This is a genomic window from uncultured Flavobacterium sp., assembly GCF_963925185.1.
Lineage (GTDB): Bacteria > Bacteroidota > Bacteroidia > Flavobacteriales > Flavobacteriaceae > Flavobacterium.
Window position 1 is genome coordinate 19762 of sequence record NZ_CAWURC010000008.1, and the last position, 23795, is coordinate 43556.

Genomic DNA, 23795 nt, shown 5'->3' on the forward strand with positions numbered 1-23795 from the left:
AGTGGTTTTAGTTAAGAAAAAGGGGGGTCTAATTTTGGGCGGAGAAGGTTAAATTCCTTTAAAAAACCCAATCAAAACCGTTCCCAATTCCTCTCTATTTTCAATATGACTCATATGTCCGTCAGGGAAAGTTATTAATTCCGTGTTGGTATTTTCAATTTGGGATAAATTGTCTTTGTAAATTAAAACGCCATCTTTTTTTCCAAGAATCAGCAACTTTGGAAATTCACTTTCGTTTAAAATAAATTCTCGATCTTTCCTTATTTTCATCCCTTCGAGTGAAGCAACGATTCCTTGTAATGGTGTTTTTAAGGCTTCGACTCTTACCTTTTCGATTTCGTTGCTCAGTCTTTCGCGATTGTCTGGATTGAATAAGTTAGCGATAGAAAGCCTAATAAAGCCTACGTAATCTTTCTTTACCGCTTTTATGGCGCGATTTCGATTGTATTTTCGCTCTGTACTATCTTCCTTAGATGTGGAGTTCAAAAGAACCAATCCCTTTAAGGTAGTGGGATATAATTCGGCGAAAGCCAAAGCCACATAGCCACCCATAGAATGTCCAACCAAAATTGCTTTCCGAATCCGTAAATGAGACAAAATGGCTTTTACTATTTCTGCATTATTTTCCATTGAATGAACGTATCCAAGACATTCGGTTGCTCCGTGTCCCAATAAATCAATAGTAATTACGCGGTTTTTATATGATAAAATTGGAGCCAAATCCTTCCACATTGTTTGGTTTTCCAAAAAACCGTGAATTAAAACCACAGCGGTTCCCTTCCCAGTAACGGAAAAAGAGATTAAAGTGTTTTTGTAGAGGATTTGTTTCAAAAAAATTTTAAAGTTTCATGTTTAAAGTTTCAGGTTAGTGCGAACAACTTTAAACCTTAAACTTTAAACAAAATTACGCATTCATAATCGTTTCAATTTCTTCCACTTCAATCGGGATATTGCGCATCAAGTTAAACGGCTCTCCCGCTTCCTGAACAACAACATTATCTTCTAATCGAATTCCGAAACCTTCGGCAGGAATATAAATTCCGGGCTCAACTGTAAAAACCATATTGGCTTGCATTGGCTCGGTCAGAATTCCGTAATCGTGTGTATCTAATCCCATGTGGTGTGAGGTTCCGTGCATGAAATATTTCTTGTAAGCTGGCCATTCTGGGTTTTCATTTTGCACATCGGCTTTGTCAATTAATCCCAAACCAAGCAATTCTGAAGTCATTATTTTTCCAACTTCTAAATGATATTGTTTCCAAAGTGTTCCTGGAGTTAGCATTTTTGTCGCTTCATTTTTCACTCTCAAAACCGCATTATAAACTACTTTTTGTCTTTCGGAAAAACGTCCCGAAACTGGAATCATTCGAGTCATATCGCTGGAATAATTCGCATATTCGGCTGCAACGTCAAGCAAAATCAAATCTCCGGACTTGCATTGCTGGTTGTTTTCGATATAATGTAATACGTTCGCATTATTTCCGGAAGCGATAATTGGTGTGTAAGCAAACCCTTTGGAACGATTTCGCACGAATTCGTGAATGAATTCTGCCTCAATTTCATATTCTGTAACATTTGGTTTTACAAATGACAAAACGCTGCGAAATCCTTTTTCTGTAATGTCACAAGCATTTTGGATTAAATCCAACTCTTCACTTTCTTTTACAGAACGAATGTGTTGTAAAATAGGATTGCTTTTGGCAACAGCGTGTGCTGGATATTTGGCTTTCCACCATTTTACAAAACGGGCTTCACGGGTTTCGGTCTCTACGCTGGCACGATAATGCTCGTTGGTATTGATGTAAATCGTGTCACAATGCGTCATCATTTCGAACAATACCTTTTCGAAATCTTGTAACCAATGCACGGTTTTGACTCCCGAAACCTCAAACGCTCGGTCTTTGGTAAGCTTTTCTCCTTCCCAAATGGCAATGTGCTCGCTGGTTTCTTTAAGGAACAACATTTCTCTTTGGTTTTCATAAGGAGCGTCAGGAAAAAGTAGTAATATGCTTTCTTCTTGGTCAACACCTGATAAGTAAAAAATATCGCGGTGTTGTGCAAATGGCAAAGTGCTATCGGCAGAAACGGGATAAATATCATTGGAATTGAAAACTGCGACGCTTTTTGGGGTCATTTGAGCCGTAAATTTGGCGCGGTTTTTAATAAAAAGTTTACGATCTATTGGATGATATTTCATAACATTCGATTTTTATATTTTGAGTATTCAAAAGTAGAAACTTTGTAGTCAAAAAAGGATGTTTAATCTAATTAATTTTGATTCTGAACAACAAAAAATATTTTTTTGAAGTGATTATTCTCTTTGTATAGATAAAACCAAACAGTTGATATAATTAAAAAAAATGAAATAACTAATCAAAATTATAGCTTCAACAAAAAATAGATTCCTTGGGTTTATAACTTTTTTAAATTGATTATAAATTAGCACGAAAAGGTTGTAGTATCTTTCAAATAATCTTATTTTTGTGGCACTTTAAAACAATTTATTTCAATTCTTATGGCAAAATCTTCAATGTTGAAGTCGTCAATAGCAAAAAAAGTTGCTATGGCGCTTTCAGGTCTTTTTCTGATTCTATTTCTCGCACTGCATTTTTTTATTAATATGACTTCGGTATTCAATGACGACACTTTCAATGCGATGTCTCACTTTATGGGTTATAATCCTTTAATACAATATGTTATGCAGCCCGTTTTGATTGCCGGTGTTGTTTTTCACTTCGTTATGGGTATGGTTTTGGAATTAAAAAACCGAAGCGCCAGACCAATTGGCTATGCAAAATACAACGGGGCAGCAAATGCATCTTGGGCATCTCGAAATATGATTATTTCTGGGTTAGTAGTTTTAGCATTTTTAGGCTTGCATATGTATGATTTTTGGTTTCACGAAATCACGTATAAATACATTGAAGGTAATTCTCAAGAACCAACAAGATATTTTGGCGAATTGGTTGCAAAATTCGAAAGTCCAATTCGTACCGGTTTGTATTCTTTGGCTTTTGTATTATTAGCAATTCACTTGTGGCATGGTTTTAACTCTTCGTTTCAATCGGTAGGTTTTAATAATAAATATTCTAAATCGCTACATAAACTAGGATATACTTTTGCAATAGTTGTTCCTTTTGGGTTCATTTTTATTGCATTATTCCATCATTTTAATCAAATTTAATATTCAATTATAATGGCATTAGATTCAAAAGTTCCTAGCGGTCCAATTTCGGACAAATGGACAAATTATAAAGATCATATTAATTTAGTAAATCCGGCTAACAAACGTAATATCGACATTATCGTAGTTGGTACTGGACTTGCTGGAGGTTCTGCTGCCGCAACTTTGGCAGAATTAGGATACAATGTGAAAACTTTTTGCTTTCAAGATTCACCACGTCGCGCGCACTCAATCGCAGCACAAGGAGGAATTAACGCAGCAAAAAATTATCAAGGCGATGGAGATTCTACTTTCCGCTTGTTTTACGACACCATAAAAGGAGGCGATTATCGTTCTCGTGAGGCAAACGTGCACCGTTTAGCCGAAGTTTCTACTAATATTATTGACCAATGCGTTATGCAAGGCGTTCCATTGGCAAGAGAATATGGGGGATTGTTAGACAATCGTTCTTTTGGTGGAACTTTGGTAGCCAGAACATTTTACGCCAAAGGACAAACAGGACAACAATTGTTATTAGGCGCTTATTCTGCCATGAACCGTCAAATTGGTCGTGGAAAAATAAAATCACATACGCGTCACGAAATGCTAGATTTAGTATTGGTAGACGGAAAAGCTCGTGGAATTATCGCTCGTAATTTAGTTACTGGAGAAATCGAAAGACACTCTGCTCACGCGGTAGTTATCGCTTCAGGTGGTTACGGAAATGTTTTCTTCCTTTCGACTTATGCAATGGGAAGTAATGCTACTGCAGCTTGGAAAATACATAAAAAAGGTGCATTTTTCGCCAATCCTTGTTACACACAAATTCATCCAACTTGTATTCCTGTTTCAGGAGATCACCAGTCGAAATTAACATTGATGTCAGAATCATTGCGTAATGACGGTCGTATTTGGGTTCCGGCAAAATTAGAAGACGCCAAAGCAATTCGCGAAGGAAAGAAAAAACCAGCCGATTTATCAGAAGAAGAAAGAGATTATTACTTGGAAAGAAGATACCCGTCTTTCGGGAATTTAGTACCTCGTGACGTGGCTTCTCGTGCTGCCAAAGAAAGATGTGATGCTGGTTTTGGAGTTAACAAAACAGGCGAAGCCGTTTATTTGGATTTTGCTTCTGCAATACAACGTTACGGAAAAGAGCAAGCTTACATAAAAGGTTTGGACGCGAATGACACCAAATTAATTATCGATTTAGGAGCGGCAGTTGTTGCTAATAAATATGGTAACTTGTTTCAAATGTATGAGAAAATTGTTGATGAAGACCCATACAAAACCCCAATGATGATTTACCCAGCAGTGCATTATACAATGGGCGGAACCTGGGTTGATTATAACTTACAAACTACGATTCCGGGTTGTTTTTCCATTGGAGAATCTAACTTCTCAGATCACGGCGCCAATAGATTAGGTGCTTCGGCATTGATGCAAGGTTTAGCCGATGGTTATTTTGTATTGCCTTATACAATTGGGGATTATTTAGCTCCAGATATCAAAACAGGAACAATCTCTACTGATTTACCTGAGTTTGTTGAAGCCGAGAAAAAAGTGAAAGAGCAAATTGAGAAATTCATAAACAATAACGGTACCCATTCTGTTGATTATTTCCATAAGAAATTAGGAAAAATTATGTGGAACAAAGTAGGTATGGCCCGAAATGCAACAGGTTTGACTGAAGCTATCGAAGAAATTGCCGCTTTACGTGAAGAATTTTACAAAGATGTAAAAGTTCCTGGTAGCGCTGATAGTTTCAACCAAGAATTAGAAAAAGCGGGTCGTGTTGCCGATTTCCTTGAATTAGGAGAATTGTTTGCCAAAGATGCTTTGCACCGTAACGAATCTTGTGGAGGGCACTTCCGTGAAGAATACCAATCCGAAGAAGGAGAAGCACAACGTGATGACGAAAATTTCGCTTATGTTGCCGCTTGGGAATACAAAGGAAAACCTAGCGATGCTGTTCTTCACAAAGAACCATTGGTATTTGAAAACATTAAATTAGTAACTCGTAGTTATAAATAGTTTTTAGGCAAGAATCATTAGCCAAAAGTTAATTAGTCAAAAAATAGAAATATGAGTGATTTTAAATCCTATAAAGATTTATTGATTTGGCAAAAAGGCATTTTACTTGTAAAAACAATTTATATTAATTTAGAAAGTTTTCCAAAAGATGAAATCTTTGGTTTACAAAGTCAAATAAAAAGAGCTGCGGTTTCAGTTCCTTCAAATATAGCCGAAGGCTGGGGAAGAAGTTCAACGATTAGTTATATTCATTTTTTGAAAATCGCAAGAGGTTCGTTATTTGAATTAGAAACGCAAATCATTATCGCAAAAGAGTTGAAATTTATAAGTGAATTGAAATTTGACGAAATAACACAAATAATAACAGAAGAAAGTAAAATGTTAAACGCCTTTATAAAGTCATTGAGCAAGTAATACAACTTTTGCCTTTTGCCTTATGGCCAATAAACTAAATATTATGAAACTTACATTACAAATATGGCGTCAAAAAGATGCCAAAGACAAAGGAAAAATAGTTGAATATCCAATAGACGGAATCGAAGGCGATATGTCTTTTCTTGAAATGCTCGATGTTCTCAACGAACAATTAATCAATAAAGGAGACGAACCTGTTTCTTTTGATCACGATTGTCGTGAAGGAATTTGCGGATCCTGTTCGTTGTTTATCAATGGGGAAGCGCACGGGCCTGACAGAGGAATACCTACTTGTCAATTGCACATGCGTATGTTCAAGGATGGGGATACTATTTTTATTGAACCATTTAGAGCAGCTGCGTTTCCAGTAATCAAAGACTTAGTGGTTGACAGGAGTGCTTTTGATAGAATTCAACACGCTGGTGGATTTATATCGGTGAATACTTCTGGGAACCCGGTTGATGCTAATACCATTCCAATTCCTAAACATGACGCAGATAGAGCTTTTGATGCCGCCACTTGTATTGGTTGTGGCGCTTGTGTGGCGACTTGTAAAAACTCATCAGCCATGTTATTTGTAGCTGCCAAAGTTTCTCAATATGCCTTATTACCGCAAGGTAGAGTAGAAGCTACTGACCGAGTTTTGAATATGATAAACCAAATGGATGCCGAAGGTTTTGGTAACTGTACCAATACTGGAGCTTGCGAAGTGGAATGTCCTAAAGGAATTTCATTGGAATATATTGCACAAATGAATAGAGAATATTTGAGTGCAAGTTTGAAATAAATTTCCAAGTCCAAAGCTGAAAAACAATTAGCAACTAGTTTCCTTTTTTAAAGGCTCAATTTAAAGCATAACAACTAATTAGCTTTTTCAAGGGTATTAATCGATACACGAGTGACTAAAATAAACTATATTTGAGTCTAATTGAATTCGAATGAAGTCCTTTTATACCACTATTGCCGTTTTTTGTTTTTATATAGCGACAGCACAAACCCTCTATCAATTTGTAAACCCAATTATTGGAACAGGTGGTCACGGGCATACTTTTCCTGGTGCAACGCTTCCGTTTGGAATGGTACAATTATCTCCCGACACAAGAATTGACGGAAGCTGGGACGGATGTTCGGGATATCATTATTCCGATTCTATAATTTATGGTTTTTCGCATACACACCTCAACGGAACTGGAGTTTCTGATTTTGGAGATATTATGTTGATGCCAACAATGGGAAAACCTTCATTTAATCCCCAAGAATATTCTTCAAAATTTTCACATCAAAACGAAAAAGCAACGGCTGGTTTTTATTCCGTTAAACTAGATAAAAACAATATCGATGTTCGTTTGACGGCCTCAACACGGCTTGGATTTCATGAATATACTTTCAATTCAAGTGGTCAAGCCAATATTGTTCTTGATTTAAACCATAGAGATAAATTACTATATGGCGATGTGAAAATTATTAATAATAAAACCATCGAAATCCTGAGAAGAAGTGAAGCATGGGCAAGCGATCAGTATGTTTATGCTAGAATTGAGTTTAATGTTCCTTTGAAAATCAATAAGGTTGAAGCTAATCGAGAAAATAGAACTAATTTTTATTCTGGCTCAATTTTGAAAATTTGCTTTTCTAAACAAGTCAAAAAAGGAGAAAAAATCCTCGTTAAAGTTGCACTTTCGCCAACCAGTTACGAAGGCGCTAAATTAAATAGTTCGGAAATTAAAGGATGGGATTTCAATTTAGTAAAAACGCAAGCGGAACAAAAGTGGAATGCTGAATTGTCCAAAATTGAAATTACAGAAGCAGATCAAGATAAAAAAACTATCTTCTACACCGCATTATACCATACGATGATGCAGCCTAATATCGCTCAAGATTTAGATGGAAAATACCGAGGAAGAGACAATAAAATTCATGTTGCAGAAGGATTTGATTACTATTCTGTATTTTCACTTTGGGATACATTTCGTGCCGCACACCCACTTTATACTTTGATTGATAAAAAAAGAACCTCCGATTTCATCAATACCTTTCTAAAGCAATACGAACAAGGCGGAAGATTGCCTGTTTGGGAATTGGCATCCAATGAAACCGATTGTATGATTGGCTATCATTCCGTTTCGGTTATGGCTGATGCAATGGCAAAAGGAATCACAGGTTTTGATTACAATAAAGCTTTTGAAGCCGCTAAACATTCTGCGATGTTGGATCATTTGGGTTTAGACGCCTATAAAAAACAAGGATTTATTTCGATGGACGACGAACACGAAAGCGTTTCAAAAACTTTAGAATATGCCTATGACGATTGGTGTATTGCACAAATGGCAAAAATTTTGAACAAAAACGAAGAGTATAATTATTTCATGAAACGTTCTCAAAGTTGGAAAAATGTTTTCGATTGGAATAAGGGTTTTATGCGACCAAAGAAAAATGGTAGTTGGGATAAACCATTTGATCCAAAAGAAATCAATAATAATTTTACCGAAGGCAATTCGTGGCAGTATTCGTTTTTTGTGCCTCAAGATATTCCGAAAATGATTGAAGCTTATGGCGGAAACGACAAATTTGAAGCCAAACTAGACGAAATGTTCAACAGTGAAAGCAAAACAACAGGACGTGAACAGGTTGATGTTACTGGTTTAATTGGACAATATGCACACGGAAACGAACCAAGTCACCACATGGCTTATTTGTATAATTATGTAGGGAAACCAGAAAAAAGTAAAGAAAAGGTCCATTATATTTTAGATAATTTCTACAAAAACGCTCCCGATGGATTAATAGGAAATGAAGATTGTGGTCAAATGAGCGCATGGTATGTATTGAGTTCGATGGGTATTTATGCCGTGACGCCAGGAAAATCCGAATGGAGTGTTACTCAACCTAGTTTTGAAAAGATTAAAGTTAATTTAGAAGATAAAACAACAAAAAACATTTCTAAACAAATGTTAATGGATGAATTGAAATATTTAGGAATAAAGAATAATGGAAAAGTGGTTGTGGATGGTTTTTCTAATCCTGATATTCTCACAGTTCCAGTAATTCAAGCAGAAAATAAGGCTTTTAAAGATTCGATGAAAGTTAAAATTATTTCTCAAAACTCAAATGATAAAATATATTATTTGATTAATAACGGAATAAATAGCGATTTAAAAGATAAAGAGTTTACACTTTATAACCAACCACTATTAATAGATTCAACCACTGAAATATTTGCTAAAATTATATCGGATACCAAAGAAAGCAATACCGTTTCAGCTAAATTTTACAAAAAACCAAACAATTACACTATCAATATCAAGTCAAAATACAATTCACAATATACCGCAGGCGGTGAAGAAGGAATTATTGACGGAATTTTTGGAGCTGAAAATTGGAGAAAAGGCGAGTGGCAAGGCTACCAAAGTCAAGATTTTGAAGCGGTTATTGATTTGCAAAAAGAAAAAAGCATTTCTGAAATCGGGACTACTTTTCTTCAAGACAGCCGCTCTTGGATCTTGATGCCAACAAAAGTGGAGTTCTACACTTCGATGGACAATACTGTTTATGAATTGGTTAAAACAATAGAAAACACTTTTGATCCGAAAATAACAGAAACAAAAATCATTAATTTTGTTGGAGTAATAAATCCAAAAATGGCAAAATTTATAAAAGTAAAAGCATACAATTTTGGAAAACTTCCTAATTGGCATCAAGGTTTTGGAGGTGATGCGTTTGTTTTTATTGATGAAATAACTATTAAATAACACCATGAAAATAGCCCTTTTACAAACAACATTAATCTGGGAAAACCCAAAAGCCAACCGAAACCATTTCGAAGAAAAAATAAATGCTATCACTGAAAATGTTGATTTGATTGTGCTTCCAGAAATGTTTACCTCAGGTTTTACTATGAATCCTTCCACTGTTGCAGAACCAATGAATGGAGAAACTATATTATGGCTTCAATCATTGGCAAAAGCCAAAAACAGCGCCATTTGCGGAAGCCTTGTAGTCACTGAAAACAATAATTTTTACAACAGATTCGTTTTTGTTTTTCCGTCAGGCGAAATCCAATTTTACGACAAACGACACTTGTTTACCCTTGCCGGCGAAGACAAAGTTTACACAAAAGGCAACCAGAAATTGATTGTGGATTATTTAGGTTTGAAAATTTGTCCGCTTATATGTTACGATTTGCGGTTTCCAGTTTTAGCTCGAAATATTGAAGACTATGACCTGTTGATTTATGTTGCCAATTGGCCAAAACCCCGCATCAATGCATGGGATATTTTAATCAAGGCGCGCTCAGTCGAAAACATGTGTTATACAATTGGCGTGAATAGAATTGGCTTCGATAACAATAATTTTGAACACGTTGGACATTCACAAGCAGTTGATTTTCTTGGAAATTACATTCTGGAACCTCAAGAAACAGAAGGCGTTTTTGTTGTCGAATTAAACAAGGAAAAATTAATCGAAACCAGAAAAAAGCTTGGGTTTCTAAACGACAGAGATTCTTTCGAATTAAAAACCAATTGATGGACTATCACTTTTCTTTTTTTCCGCTTTCTTTTTCGGTTCTGGAATATAAGGAAGACTCACGTCAAAAACTTGCTCCACATCCCAATTAGAGCGAACATCTATCGCGTTTGAAAAATAAACTACCTCCTCAGACTGAAATTTTTCTAGATAACTGCCCGAATCCCATTCTCTATTTTTGTTGTCGTCATAAATAAGTCTAAGCGTAAACAAGGCGGGTTCTATCAAATTAAATTCGATTTTAGTTTTGCTTTCAGAATATTCCGAAGCCAAAACATCGCCTTTTTCATTTGTCAACTCAACGATTACTGGAAAACGCTTCACGTTTTGCAAATTCACGGTAAGATTTCCATAATCAGACACACTTCTTGTAGTTACTTTATATATTAAAGTGTCGTTTGATTGTTCTAAATAATCGGTCAATGCGCCTGGCATAATCGTAAAAGTATAATTTTCGGATGGGCCCTTTTTAAAATCGAAAAATAATTGCTGGTTAAAACCATCATAATCAGTCGTAAAATCTACCGAAACAGAGTCTTTATTGATGAGTTTTATTTTCGAATTATCGAAATGAGTCATTGGCGTCGCTGTTTCTAAAGTAAATCGTTCCCTGAAATTCAACACCCCATTTTGTACAGCTCTTATTTTTACGCTGTCTTTTTTCTGTTCTTTAATTTTAAAATCAAAGTTTCCTTTGTATTTATCTTTGGCAATAGCCAATGTCAGCGAATCTACTTTTAAAGGTTTAAACCAAACTTGAAGCGAATCTTTTTTGGGAAACTTGGTTATAATTGTTGGTAGAATTTCGTCCTCATTTTTTAACGTAATTTGTAAATTGTTCCCTCTTCCTTCATAAGGTAAAACCAACCTATTACCGGAATCCTGAATGGGTTTGAAAGCCTTAAACGAGGGAATTTCTTTAAATATCTTTAATTCAAAAATGGAGTCATTCGGAATAGTAATGTGCTGTTTTCTAAATCCAATTTTATCTTTTTTGGGATTAAATTTATTATTAGAATTGTAATCTTTCATTGCAACCAAAAGATATTTTCCAGCCTTTAAATTCTCGAGTTTAAAAGTTTTCAAACTGTCTAAAGTATTGGTTACATATCTCGGATTTTCATTATAAACCACTGAATCCTTGAACGCGTCATTCACCTCATAGAGCATCACCGAAACAAACGACTCGACCTCCTTGTTGTAGGCGTCTTTCACACTGCCAGCAAGCGACAAAGAATCGATATATTCGCCCGTAGAAAAAATGTATTTGAATTGATTATAAGGATTCCCCTCATTGTTATCTTGAATACTTTGACCAAAATTGAAACTATAAGTCGTATTGGGTTGCAGCGTATCATTGATTTTTATAGTAAGATATTTGCTCGCATTTGTTGGTAATATCAACGGTTCATGTTTCATTGGCGGCGAAATAACCAATTGCTTTCTCAGGTCTTTCAGCTTAATATATTCGTCAAAAGTCAATTTAATTTCGCTTTCTTTAAAATTAGTACTGAAATTTTTAGGGAAGCTCATTTTTAAAGCTGGAGCAAGAGTGTCCTTCAAACCGCCGGTAATTGACCCTCTTTTGGCACAACTTACCATTATAAAAATGAGCAGCACCAGAATATATTTATAATTGTTTTTCAACATATTGAATTAGAATTTAGAAGCTACAAAATAACAATTATATTCGCTGTAAATGAAATGTTTTAAATATAATTAAAAATTCCATTTTGTTATCCTTAGAGCAGTCGAAGGAAGGGGCTTCTTCTTGTCATTAGCTGTATCCACAACAATAAGCTTGAGACACCGCTCCTATCTGCTTGACGGAAGATAGGTCAGGTCTCTTCATCAAGAATGTGCCATCGCCATACAAACAATACTAATTTTTGCTCCTGGAATTTTCATCAAAACATGTGAACAAGCCTCCAAAGTCGAACCCGTAGTGATGACATCGTCAATCAATAGAAAATGTTTGTTGTGATCTTTTTTTGTAAAAACGACATCAAAAATGGTGTCGATACCTTCGCTTCGATTCAAGAGATTCTTCTTCGATTGTGTTTTCGAATAAACATTCCGGACTAATATGTTTGGGTTATAGGGAATATTTAAACCGATTGAAAGTGCATTTCCGAAATTCGTTACTTGGTTATAACCTCTTTCGCGAAGTTTTCTTTTGTGCAAAGGCACCGGAATAATTTCATCTACAGATTGAATGATTGTTGAATTTTTCAAATCTTCAACATACCATTCGCCAAAAACCGTTCCTATTTCTTCCTGCCCTTTGTATTTCAGGTTGTGAATTACTTCCTGAACGATACCTTTTTTGTAAAAATAAACTAATGCCGAAGCATATTCGACAGGAATTCTTCCGTAGAACTTTTTGAAAGTTTCGTTTTCTGGATTCAAATGATGATTCGTTAAAGGAATATTATGTCGGCAAAGGGAGCAAATCACATTTTCATTCGAAAATAAAAACGAATGACAACCAGCACAAACGGGAGGAAAAAATAGATTGACGATGTTTTTGAACATAATAATCACATTTATTTATAAAAATAAGCAATTCAATGCTTCAAACTTCAACTATTTTCTTTTTTTTAAGTTCGCTTTTTATATTTTTGCATCATTATGGCAAAACAAGAAGATTTATTCAAAAATGTAGTTTCGCACGCAAAAGAATACGGATTTATTTTTCCGTCAAGCGAAATTTACGATGGTTTAAGTGCGGTTTATGATTATGCACAAAATGGAGTCGAATTAAAAAAGAACATTCGCGAATATTGGTGGAAATCAATGGTTCAAATGAACGACAATATCGTTGGGCTTGACGCAGCAATATTGATGCATCCAACCACTTGGAAAGCTTCTGGTCACGTAGATGCTTTTAACGACCCGTTAATTGACAACAAAGATTCGAAAAAAAGATATAGGGCCGATGTTTTGATTGAAGACTATGCCGAAAAGCTAAATCAAAAAGCGTTAAAGGAAATCGAAAAAGCACGTGCTCGTTTTGGGGATGCTTTCAACGAACAAGAATTCGTAACCACAAACGCCAGAGTTGTGGAATATAAAGCCAAAGAAAGAGAAATTCTAGAAAGAATGGCTCGCTCTTTAGGAAACGAAGACTTAGAAGATGTAAAAGCATTAATCGAAGAATTAGAAATTGCTTGTCCGGAAACAGGGTCTAGAAACTGGACCGAAGTGCGTCAATTTAACTTGATGTTTGGCACAAAACTAGGCGCTTCTGCTGATACGGCAATGGATTTATATTTGCGTCCAGAAACGGCTCAAGGTATTTTTGTTAATTTCTTGAATGTTCAAAAATCAGGTCGAATGAAAATTCCTTTTGGGATTGCACAAACGGGAAAAGCGTTTAGAAATGAAATCGTGGCGCGACAATTTATTTTTCGTATGCGTGAATTCGAACAAATGGAAATGCAATTTTTTGTTAAACCAGGTGAAGAAATGCAATGGTACGAACATTGGAAAACAGCTCGATTAAACTGGCATTTATCACTAGGTTTAGGAAAAGAAAATTACCGTTTTCATGATCACGAAAAATTAGCGCACTATGCTAATGCAGCTGCCGATATTGAGTTTAATTTTCCTTTTGGATTCAAAGAATTGGAAGGAATTCACTCTCGAACCGATTTCGATTTGAAAGCCCACGAAAAGTTTTCTGGTAAAAAAATGCAATTTTTTGACACCGAGACCAATTCGAATTATACGCCTTATGTAGTGGAAACTTCGGTAGGATTAGACAGAATGTTCTTGTCGGTTTTTGCCACGTCATTAAAAGAAGAAACATTAGAAGATGGTTCTACACGAATTGTTTTGAAATTACCATCGGTGCTTGCGCCAACAAAAGCAGCGGTTTTCCCATTGGTAAAAAAAGACGGTTTGCCTGATATTGCTCATAAAATCATCGAGGATTTACGTTGGGATTTCAACGTGACTTATGACGAAAAAGATGCAGTAGGTAGACGCTATAGAAGACAAGATGCATTAGGAACGCCGTTTTGCATCACAGTTGATCATCAAACTATCGACGACCAAACAGTTACGATTCGTCACAGAGACACAATGAAACAAGACCGCGTAAAAATGTCAGATTTGAAATCAATAATAGAAAATGAAGTTTCGATGAAAAATTGGTTGATGAAAATGTGATTACTCAACATTTAAAAACAAGAAAGGCTTTTCAAACGAGAAGCCTTTCTTGTTTTTTAAAATCTGTAGCCTATATTTAAATCGCCTCTAAAAACGGCATCTGGAGTAAATGTCCCTCCTCCAATTGTTCTGCCAAAGCCAACTAAAAGTTCGAAAACAAATCCTGAAGAATTAACCCATTTTTTACCAAGCGAAAGTCCTAATACTCCAGTGGTGAATTTTTCTTGAACACTATTGTAATAGTTACTGTTTTTACCAGTTAGATATTTACCAAATCCTTCAACAAAAAACCCATAAGCGCCATATTCTTTAGTTTCTTGGAAATAAAAACGCGCAAATGGAGTGATGGAAAAATTTTCTGGATAATCATTATTTTTTGATAAATTTACGAGTATTGAACTTCCATAAGTGAAATTTTTTGAGTGAATGTACTCGTAAGTACCTTCGAATATTAGTCCGGCAAGAAGTTTAATTCCACCAATTTTTAGTTCGTGTTTTCTTTCAAAAACAGATTTTTCTTTAGGTTTTTCGGTTGTCGGTTCTTGGCAAAAACCAATAAGAGAACTGGTTAAGCAGAATATAAGGAGTAGTTTTTTCATTATTTTTTTTATCAAATGTAGGATGTTTTTTCTAAAATTGCTTTTGATTTCCTATAAAAATATTTTTTCTTAAAAGATCGTTTAGTTAAACACTTTCAATAAACTCCTTCGAATACTCTTTAATCTGGTCACGTACTTTTCTAAATTCAGTGATTAGGTCTTTAGCAGATCCCGACGATTTTGATGGATCTTCAAAGCTATTGTGAATCGTTTTTGTTTTGGTTGGAAAAAAGGGACATGCTTCTTTGGCATTATCGCAAACCGTGATTACATAATCAAAAGTGATTTCCGAATATTCATCGACATGGTTTGAAGTGTGTTTAGAGATATCGACTCCATCTTCGGCCATTATTCCTAAAGCGAAAGGATTGAGTCCATGTATTTCTACGCCAGCGCTATAAACCTCGACTTTGTCTTTCCCGAAATGTTTTAAATAACCATGTGCCATTTGGCTTCTGCAGGAATTTCCGGTGCAGAGAACTAGGATTTTTTTCATTTTTATAGCGATTTATTTGTAATATTTTTTCTTTAACCAAAAGGAAACTTTAACCAATAAAATTAAAGCAGGAACTTCAACTAACGGACCAACTACTCCCGTAAAAGCTTGACCAGAATTGAGTCCAAAAACGGAAATTGCAACCGCAATTGCCAATTCAAAATTATTTCCCGCAGCGGTAAAAGCAACGGCTGCATTTTTGTCATAAGTTGCTCCAACTGCTTTCGTGACAAAAAATCCAATCAAAAACATAATAACGAAATAGATCAGCATGGGTATGGCAATGATGATGATATCTTGTGGGATTTGCACAATAAGTTCCCCTTTTAAGCTAAACATTACGATTATTGTGGTTAATAAAGCGATTAGTGTCATAGGTGAAATAGTAGGGATAAAAGTGTTTGTGTACCAATCTTCCCCTTTTAGTTTTACCAAAATTAATCGGCTTAAAAATCCCAACGCAAAAGGGATTCCTAAATAGATAGCAACACTTTTTGCTATCATAATAATTGAAATATCAACAAAGGCACCTTCGAAACCAAAATAGGGAGGCAATATTGTAATGAAAATCCAGGCATAAAAACTATAGAAAAACACTTGGAAAATGCTGTTCAATGCCACTAATCCTGCTCCATATTCTGAATTTCCTTCGGCAAGATCATTCCAAACCAAAACCATTGCAATGCATCTAGCTAGTCCTATTAATATTAAACCCATCATATATTCTGGATATTCTCGCAAGAAGGTGATGGCTAAGAAAAACATTAATAATGGTCCGATTATCCAGTTCAACATTAACGAAACGGATAAAATTTTAATGTTTTTGAAGACCATTGGCAACAATTTATAATTGACTTTGGCCAATGGTGGATACATCATTAATATTAATCCAATCGCGATTGGAATATTTGTTGTCCCCGAACTCATGGCGTTGATATTGTTTGAAACGGAAGGAACAAAATATCCCAATGCTACTCCAAGTAACATGGCTGTGAATATCCAAAGCGTTAAGTAATTATCTAAGAAGGATAATTTTTTCATACAATATTTTTAAATTAGGTTTCTTTATTAAAGAACGATTAGGGTTGTTAGCAACAAGACGAATCTGTTTTACAAGACAAATCGGCCATGTTTATGAAGGTTTGAATTTTTTGAATGGTTGTTTTATCTAAGCAATAACAAATATTATTTCCCGTAATAGCTCCTTTAATTATACCCACTTTTTTTAATTCGGATAAATGTTTAGAAACGGTTGATTGCGCCAAAGGCAAAACCGCTAGTATGTCTCCACAAATGCAGGAGGAGGAGGCCATTAATAACTTTACGATTCCTAAACGCGCCGGATGCCCTAGTGCTTTAAGTATTTCGGCTATCTCAATCGTCTCTGCTGAGAAGCCAGTAGTTTTTGTTATTCCCATATCGCAATATTACGATATTGTTTTAAATAAACAAAAGAAATTTGTGTTTATTTTAGAAATTATAATAATGATAATTTATTGTGTGTTTCATCGAATTTATTTGCACTTTGTTGTAATATGTTAACATTTGTTTGAAAAATATTAACAACTTATAAATAAAATGGTGTAAATAATTTTTTAAACTTGAATTCAGTTTTTTAAAAAAAGTGTTTTTTGTAAAGAATCAACACTTTTTATTAACTAGTTTCCCAATACTACCGGAATCATTCAATGTTTTGAAGTGTTTTTATTTAAATTTTCTAATGTTATGCTTAACAAATTTAGGACAAGACATACAATTTATAAAAAATGCCTTTTTTATTTACCTAAATTTATTCTTCGCTCAAAGCATTCCATCCACGCGCTTTTAAAGGAATTCTAGTATTAGCTCGAGTTACTAGATGAATTCCTTCACTTTCTTGGGTCATATGGCCAATAATCGTGAAATTCGGATTCCCTTTTATCTTGTCAAAATCTTCCATCGCGATAGTAAAAAGCAATTCATAATCTTCTCCGCCATTAATTGCGACAGTTGTTGAATCTAAATTAAATTCTTCGCACACGTTCATAAACTGAGGATCCAGTGGCAATTTATCTTCATATAAATTACAACCCACTTTCGATTGTTTGCATAAATGCATAATTTCAGAGGACAACCCATCCGAAATATCAATCATAGACGTTGGCTTTATCTCCAATGCATGTAACATAGTACGCACATCTTTTCGAGCTTCTGGCTTTAATTGGCGTTCGATTAAATAAGTATAAGCATCTAAATCGGGTTGCGAATTTGGGTTTACCTGAAAAACTTGTTTCTCGCGTTCCAAAACCTGTAATCCCATATAGGCCGCGCCAACATCACCTGTTACAACTAATAAATCAGTTTGATTAGCGCCATTTCTATATACAATTTCATCTTCATCGGCTTCACCAATTGCTGTAACACTAATAATCAATCCTTTTTGTGATGAAGTCGTGTCACCACCAATAACGTCTACTTTATATTCCTCTGCAGCACGAGAAATTCCATCGAACAATTCTTCTAAAGCTTCCAACGGAAAACGATTTGAAACAGCAATAGAAACAGTGATTTGAGTGGCTTTGGCATTCATTGCGCAAATGTCCGAAACATTCACCACAACAGCCTTGTAGCCCAAATGCCTTAATGGCATATACCCCAAATCAAAATGAACTCCTTCAATTAATAAATCAGTCGAAACCACTATTTTTTTATCCTTGAAATTCAAAACGGCAGCATCATCACCAATTCCTTTTAGAGTTGAGGGTTGATTCGCTTTGAAGTTTTTTGTCAATTGTTCTATAAGCCCGAATTCTCCAAGTTGAGCAATACTGGTGCGCTGAGGTGCTTTATCTTCTATCATATTCATTGCGAGGAACGAAGCAATCTCTTCGCTCACTAATATTAGGTTATAAATATCTAAAGTTGCAAAGGTACGAAGAAGAGAAGGGTTTTTGTCAATTAATAAATCAGATTTGATACAGTCCCTTTATTTATTATTAAATTTATAGCTTCAATACATTATTTTAATTTTAGAAAATGAAAGCATTCGACATAATTACCCTCACGGTAAATCCATCTCTTGATAAAAGCACAGAGTTCACCGGCTTGGTGGCCGAGCAAAAAATCCGATGTAAAACCCCTCAATACGATGCTGGAGGAGGCGGAATAAATGTTTCCAAAGCAATTTCTCGACTTGGCGGAACGTCATTATGCGTATTTACGTCTGGAGGTTCCCCAGGAATCAAGTTGGAAGAATTGGTACAAAAAGAAGAAATCCCCATAAAAACAATATCTACCCAAAACTGGACAAGAGAAAACCTCGTGACTTTGGATATTAACACCAATTCGCAATATCGATTTTGTTTTCCTGGGTCTTCCATTTCAGACACAGAAAAAGAAACTATTGTCCAAACAATCCAAGAATTAAAACCTAAATATTTAGTGGCAAGCGGAAGTTTAAACGAAGGTTTGTCAACTGATTTCTATCAACATATTGCTGACTTGGCCATAGCTTCCGGGACAAAATTAATTATCGATACTTCTGGCGAAGCATTGAAAAAAGTTTTGAAAAAAGGCGTTTATTTAGTTAAACCAAACATTGGAGAATTAGCCAAATTAATAGGAGTTGAACGTTTAGAAATGGATGAGGTTGTCCCAGCTGCGCGAAAATTAATCGAAAAAGAAAGCGCCGAAATTGTGGTTGTTTCCTTAGGAGCTCATGGAGCAGTTTTGGTTACGGCAACCCAAACAGAATTCGTTCTAGCGCCAGATGTAATCAAGAAAAGTACCGTTGGAGCTGGTGATAGTATGGTGGGCGCTATGGTTTGGGCATTGTCTCAAAACAAAAGTTTAAAAGAAGTCGTGCAATGGGGCGTTGCTTGTGGTTCAGCGGCAACAATGAACGAAGGGACGCAATTATTCAAATTGGAAGATGCGAAACGGTTGTTTCAGGAGTTAAATAAAAAGTAGTTATTTGTCATTTCGAGGCACGAAGCAATCGCATTAGTTCTCTAGTTATGAAATTGCTTTGAATCGCGAAATGACATTTCAATAAAAAAACCTGATAATTTTCATCATCAGGTTTTCTCTATTATCTATCCGTCTATTCTCTTTTTTTAAAATTAATCATTCAACTTCAACACAGCCATAAATGCTTCTTGCGGAATCTCCACATTTCCAACCAATCTCATACGTTTTTTACCTTTTTTCTGTTTTTCTAATAATTTACGTTTTCGAGAAATATCACCACCATAACATTTGGCGGTAACATCTTTTCGTAAAGCTTTAATTGTTTCACGAGAAATTACTTTCACCCCAATTGCTGCTTGAATTGGAATATCAAATTGTTGACGCGGAATTAATTCCCTCAATTTTTCACACATTTTTTTACCTATTTGATAGGCATTATCGGCGTGCATCAAGGAAGACAAAGCATCAACAATTGTGCTGTTTAATAAGATGTCTACTTTTACTAAATTCGAAGTTCTCAACCCAATTGGCGTATAATCAAAGGAAGCATACCCTTTAGACACCGTTTTTAAACGGTCATAAAAATCGAAAACAATCTCGGCTAAAGGCATGTCAAAAGTCAATTCAACACGCTCCGTTGTCAAATACGTTTGATTGGTAATCAAACCGCGTTTTTCAATACACAAGGACATTACATTTCCAACATAATCCGATTTAGTAATGATAGTCGCTTTTATAAAAGGCTCCTCCACATGGTCTAATCTTGAAGGTTCTGGCAAATCCGTTGGATTGTTAACAATTAATGGTTTTTCCGGATCTTTTTTGGTGTAAGCTAAATACGAAACGTTAGGAACGGTAGTAATCACCGTCATATTAAACTCTCTCTCCAAACGTTCTTGAATAATTTCCATGTGCAACATTCCTAAGAATCCGCAACGGAAACCAAATCCTAATGCTGCCGAACTTTCCGGTAAAAACACTAGTGAAGCATCATTCAACTGTAATTTTTCCATCGAATTTCTCAATTCTTCGTAATCTTCGGTATCCACAGGATAAATTCCCGCAAAAACCATTGGCTTTACATCTTCGAAACCCTTAATGATATTAGTTGTTGGCGTTTTAGCATCCGTCAACGTATCGCCTACTTTTACTTCTTTTGCTTCTTTAATTCCCGAAATCAAATAACCAACATCACCAGCAGAAATTACTTGTTTCGGAACTTGGTTTAATTTTAAAGTGCCAATTTCATCTGCAAAATATTCATTTCCGGTGGCCATGAATTTTATTTTCTGACCTTTTTTAATTTGACCATTTTTCACACGAAAAATAACTTCAATTCCACGAAACGGATTGTAATGGGAGTCAAAAATTAAAGCTTGCAACGGTTCATCAACATTCCCTTTTGGGGGAGGAATTCTTTCAATAATAGCCGCCAAAATATTTTCGACACCCAAACCTGTTTTTCCCGAAGCGTGAATGATTTCCTCTAATTTGCACCCCAATAAATCAACAATATCGTCGCTTACCTCTTCTGGATTGGCACTTGGTAAATCTACCTTATTCAAAATCGGAATAATTTCCAAGTCATTTTCAAGTGCCAAATATAAATTCGAAATCGTTTGTGCCTGAATACTTTGTGCTGCATCCACAATCAAAAGCGCCCCTTCACAAGCCGCAATCGAGCGGGAAACCTCATATGAAAAATCCACGTGACCAGGTGTGTCAATCAAGTTCAGGATATATTCCTGCCCTTTATAAGTGTATTCCATCTGAATCGCGTGACTTTTAATTGTAATCCCACGTTCACGTTCTAAGTCCATATTATCAAGCAATTGCGCTTTTTCTTCCCGCGCAGTTACCGTATTTGTTGCCCCCAATAATCGGTCCGCAAGCGTGCTTTTCCCGTGGTCAATGTGTGCAATTATGCAAAAATTCCGGATGTGTTTCATTCTTTTTTTGTCAATTTTTTTGGCGTGACCACAAGGGTCGGGCTTTTCGTTACAATCTTGTCATTGCGAGCTTGCGGGGCAATCTCATAACAACAAGGATTTTCTCTTCACTCCCTCACGCAATTAATCGGCAAAGATAGTTTAAATTCAGCACTTTCAAAGTCAATAAATTACAAACTAATTACTTTAATTCATCGGTATTTTATCTCTTGGGCTATTATCTCCTGGTCTATTATCTTTTCATTTAAAAGATCTATCTTTGCAAAAAATTTCCTTTGATAAAAATTGGCAACATAATATTACCTGAATTTCCTTTGCTTCTAGCGCCAATGGAAGACGTGAGCGATCCGCCTTTCCGAAGATTGTGCAAAATGCATGGAGCTGATATGATGTATTCCGAATTTATTTCTTCGGAAGGATTAATTCGTGACGCCATAAAAAGCCGAATGAAATTGGATATTTTCGATTATGAACGCCCCGTTGGAATTCAAATATTTGGAGGTGACGAAGAAGCAATGGCACTTTCTTCCAAAATAGTTTCTACCGTAAATCCAGACATAATCGACATTAATTTTGGTTGTCCGGTTAAGAAAGTAGTTTGTAAAGGGGCAGGTGCTGGAGTTTTGAAAGATGTCGATTTGATGATTCGTTTGACCCAAGCCGTTATCGATAGTACGCATTTGCCAGTAACGGTTAAAACCCGTTTGGGTTGGGACGATAACTCCATCAATATTGATGAGGTTGCCGAGCGTTTGCAAGACATAGGTGTTGCTGCTTTGAGTATTCATGCTAGAACACGTGCTCAAATGTATAAAGGCCAAGCCGATTGGTCACACATTGCCCGAGTAAAAAACAATCCAAGAATCACGATGCCTATTTTTGGTAACGGTGATATTGATTCTCCGGAAAAAGCATTGCATTATAAAAATGAATATGGCATCGACGGAATTATGATTGGTCGGGCCGCCATTGGTTATCCTTGGATTTTCAACGAAATAAAACATTATTTCAAAACGGGGGAACATTTAGCAAAACCAACAGTTGCTAATAGAGTAGAAGCAGTGCGTAATCACCTCACTTGGGCTATGGAATGGAAAGGCGAACGTTTGGGAATTGTAGAAACGCGTCCTCATTATTCTAATTATTTCAAAGGAATTCAATCGTTTAAAGAATACAGGCTAAAACTCGTTACTCTTAATACTCCCGAAGAATTATTTGCTGTTTTGAATGAAATCGAAGAAGCATATGCTGGATATGAGGTTGTGTAGATTGTTTTATAGACAAAGGAAGAATCTTTAATCCAATAATTTAGTACTCACACGACTACTCGCAATCAATGAAGCTAAAAAACCAAGTGTGACAATGGTTGCCAAAACAATCAAGACGTTTTCAACTGTAAAAACCACGGGATAAGCCAGAGTAGGTGTTATCATCACGAGTTCGAAATGTTGTTGCAATAACACGATTGCAATTCCTAAAGTCAATCCAATAATACCACCAAAAACGCTCAATAAAGTTCCTTGAAGCAGGAATATTTTACGTAAATCCTTGATTTCGGTTCCCAGATTTAATAGTGTTTTCAGGTTTCCTTTTTTGTCGAGAATCATCATAATCAAAGCGCCGATCAGGTTAAAAAGCGCAATAATAATCACTAATGTAAATATCAAATAGACCGCGAGGTTTTCGGTATTCAACATTTTATATAAGGACTCGTTGAGTTGTGCCCTATTTTTTACGGTGATTTTGTTGTTAAAAATGGCTTGCAGTTTGCTGATAATAGCATTTTCATCAGCTTCTTTTTTTTCTTTGATTTCAATTCCGGAAATTTGGTTGGTTTTGTATTCCAATAATTCCTGCGCTAAACCTATATCGGCGAAAACATATTTGGAATCCAAGTCTTCGCTTATGGCATAAATTCCCACGGGAATGACAACCAATTTATTGAAAGCTTGTGCGGGATTTTCAATAGCCCCTTTTCCTGGTTTTGGAACCAAAACTTCCAGCGAATTATTGAAATCAAGTAATCCCATTGAGAATTTCTCGGCGATTCCGTATCCCACAACTACTTGAACTGTGTTTGGTTTTAACCAATCTCCATTATAAAGTGTTTTTTTGATAGCGTTAACTTTGCTAAAAGTTTGATCGACGCCTTTTAAATAAGTGACTTCTTGCTTTCCGTTGAAAGTAAATAAAACCCGCTCTTCTATTATCTTACTATAAGAAACCACGCCGTCTATTTCCTTTATTTGATTTTCTTGAGATGGAGAAATGAAAAAAGACTTTCCTAAAGTGCTGCTTATTTTCAGGTCGGGATCGATGTTGTTGGAAAAGGAAAGACTAAATACTTTCAAGCCACTAAAAACCGATAACACCACGAATAAAGCCATCGCACCAACAATTATTCCCAAACTGGCAATGTGATTTATTATATTAATGGCGTTGTTTTTGCTGCTGCTAAAAATATAACGTTTGGCTATGTAAAGTGGAAAATTCAA

At 35.6% G+C, this 23795-nt stretch carries 20 protein-coding genes; 9 read left to right on the forward strand and 11 right to left on the reverse strand.

Annotated features, from left to right (window positions below; all coding sequences use genetic code 11):
• Nucleotides 1–48: 48 nt before the first annotated feature.
• Both AABM59_RS02045 and AABM59_RS02050 read right to left on the reverse strand, forming a co-directional pair.
• A complete protein-coding gene (locus AABM59_RS02045; RefSeq protein ID WP_338407320.1) occupies nt 49–831 on the reverse strand; it encodes an alpha/beta hydrolase in 783 nt (260 codons plus the stop codon).
• A 73-nt stretch (nt 832–904) separates the two neighbouring features.
• Nucleotides 905–2197 (reverse strand): aminopeptidase P family protein, encoded by a 1293-nt coding sequence (locus AABM59_RS02050; RefSeq protein WP_338407321.1) that lies wholly within the window; start codon nt 2195–2197, stop codon nt 905–907.
• 318 nt (nt 2198–2515) lie between these two features.
• Between AABM59_RS02050 and AABM59_RS02055 the strand changes: the two genes are divergently transcribed.
• From AABM59_RS02055 to AABM59_RS02080, 6 genes are all read left to right on the forward strand, one after another.
• Nucleotides 2516–3184: a succinate dehydrogenase cytochrome b subunit gene (locus AABM59_RS02055; RefSeq protein WP_338407322.1), complete on the forward strand. Its 669-nt coding sequence runs from the start codon at nt 2516–2518 to the stop codon at nt 3182–3184.
• A gap of 12 nt (nt 3185–3196) precedes the next feature.
• Nucleotides 3197–5197, forward strand: coding sequence for a fumarate reductase/succinate dehydrogenase flavoprotein subunit (locus AABM59_RS02060; RefSeq protein WP_338407323.1), 2001 nt, complete (start codon nt 3197–3199; stop codon nt 5195–5197).
• A 51-nt stretch (nt 5198–5248) separates the two neighbouring features.
• Nucleotides 5249–5611, forward strand: a complete 363-nt coding sequence (locus AABM59_RS02065) for a four helix bundle protein (RefSeq protein ID WP_338407324.1) — start codon at nt 5249–5251, stop codon at nt 5609–5611.
• Between the two features lie 43 nt (nt 5612–5654).
• Complete coding sequence (locus AABM59_RS02070) at nt 5655–6398, forward strand: succinate dehydrogenase/fumarate reductase iron-sulfur subunit (protein ID WP_338407325.1); 744 nt, start codon at nt 5655–5657, stop codon at nt 6396–6398.
• Nucleotides 6399–6549: 151 nt separating this feature from the next.
• Nucleotides 6550–9360, forward strand: coding sequence for a GH92 family glycosyl hydrolase (locus AABM59_RS02075; RefSeq protein ID WP_338407326.1), 2811 nt, complete (start codon nt 6550–6552; stop codon nt 9358–9360).
• Between the two features lie 4 nt (nt 9361–9364).
• On the forward strand, nt 9365–10135 hold the full coding sequence (locus AABM59_RS02080; protein WP_338407327.1) for a nitrilase family protein: 771 nt from the start codon (nt 9365–9367) through the stop codon (nt 10133–10135).
• Here the strand turns inward: AABM59_RS02080 and AABM59_RS02085 are convergent.
• On the reverse strand, nt 10121–11785 hold the full coding sequence (locus AABM59_RS02085) for an Ig-like domain-containing protein (RefSeq protein ID WP_338407328.1): 1665 nt from the start codon (nt 11783–11785) through the stop codon (nt 10121–10123). The two genes, AABM59_RS02080 and AABM59_RS02085, sit on opposite strands and share 15 nt — an antisense overlap.
• A 201-nt stretch (nt 11786–11986) precedes the next feature.
• Nucleotides 11987–12670: a ComF family protein gene (locus AABM59_RS02090; RefSeq protein WP_338407329.1), complete on the reverse strand. Its 684-nt coding sequence runs from the start codon at nt 12668–12670 to the stop codon at nt 11987–11989.
• A gap of 96 nt (nt 12671–12766) precedes the next feature.
• Here AABM59_RS02090 and AABM59_RS02095 point away from each other — a divergent pair, with 96 nt between their 5' ends.
• Nucleotides 12767–14308, forward strand: coding sequence for a glycine--tRNA ligase (locus AABM59_RS02095; RefSeq protein ID WP_338407330.1), 1542 nt, complete (start codon nt 12767–12769; stop codon nt 14306–14308).
• 56 nt (nt 14309–14364) lie between these two features.
• Here the strand turns inward: AABM59_RS02095 and AABM59_RS02100 are convergent, their stop codons facing one another.
• The 5 genes from AABM59_RS02100 to thiL all read right to left on the reverse strand — a co-directional run bounded on the left by AABM59_RS02100 (nt 14365) and on the right by thiL (nt 18242).
• Nucleotides 14365–14907, reverse strand: a complete 543-nt coding sequence (locus tag AABM59_RS02100; protein WP_338407331.1) for a hypothetical protein — start codon at nt 14905–14907, stop codon at nt 14365–14367.
• 85 nt (nt 14908–14992) lie between these two features.
• Nucleotides 14993–15403, reverse strand: a complete 411-nt coding sequence (locus AABM59_RS02105) for an arsenate reductase ArsC (RefSeq protein WP_338407332.1) — start codon at nt 15401–15403, stop codon at nt 14993–14995.
• 12 nt (nt 15404–15415) lie between these two features.
• Complete coding sequence (gene arsB / locus AABM59_RS02110) at nt 15416–16444, reverse strand: ACR3 family arsenite efflux transporter (RefSeq protein ID WP_338407333.1); 1029 nt, start codon at nt 16442–16444, stop codon at nt 15416–15418.
• Nucleotides 16445–16491: 47 nt separating this feature from the next.
• Nucleotides 16492–16821, reverse strand: coding sequence for a metalloregulator ArsR/SmtB family transcription factor (locus AABM59_RS02115; RefSeq protein WP_338407334.1), 330 nt, complete (start codon nt 16819–16821; stop codon nt 16492–16494).
• 371 nt (nt 16822–17192) lie between these two features.
• Nucleotides 17193–18242 carry a thiamine-phosphate kinase gene (gene thiL / locus AABM59_RS02120; RefSeq protein WP_338407483.1) on the reverse strand — a complete coding sequence of 350 codons (1050 nt, stop codon included), beginning with the start codon at nt 18240–18242 and terminating at the stop codon, nt 17193–17195.
• A gap of 176 nt (nt 18243–18418) precedes the next feature.
• On the opposite strand from thiL, the gene AABM59_RS02125 reads away from it, so the two are divergent.
• Nucleotides 18419–19351, forward strand: coding sequence for a 1-phosphofructokinase family hexose kinase (locus AABM59_RS02125; RefSeq protein WP_338407335.1), 933 nt, complete (start codon nt 18419–18421; stop codon nt 19349–19351).
• A 152-nt stretch (nt 19352–19503) separates the two neighbouring features.
• Here AABM59_RS02125 and lepA read toward each other — a convergent pair whose 3' ends face one another.
• Nucleotides 19504–21300, reverse strand: coding sequence for a translation elongation factor 4 (lepA, locus tag AABM59_RS02130; protein WP_338407336.1), 1797 nt, complete (start codon nt 21298–21300; stop codon nt 19504–19506).
• Nucleotides 21301–21575: 275 nt separating this feature from the next.
• Here lepA and dusB point away from each other — a divergent pair, with 275 nt between their 5' ends.
• Complete coding sequence (gene dusB / locus AABM59_RS02135) at nt 21576–22568, forward strand: tRNA dihydrouridine synthase DusB (protein ID WP_338407337.1); 993 nt, start codon at nt 21576–21578, stop codon at nt 22566–22568.
• 27 nt (nt 22569–22595) lie between these two features.
• On the opposite strand, the gene AABM59_RS02140 is transcribed toward dusB, so the two are convergent.
• On the reverse strand, nt 22596–23795 hold the full coding sequence (locus AABM59_RS02140) for an FtsX-like permease family protein (RefSeq protein ID WP_338407338.1): 1200 nt from the start codon (nt 23793–23795) through the stop codon (nt 22596–22598).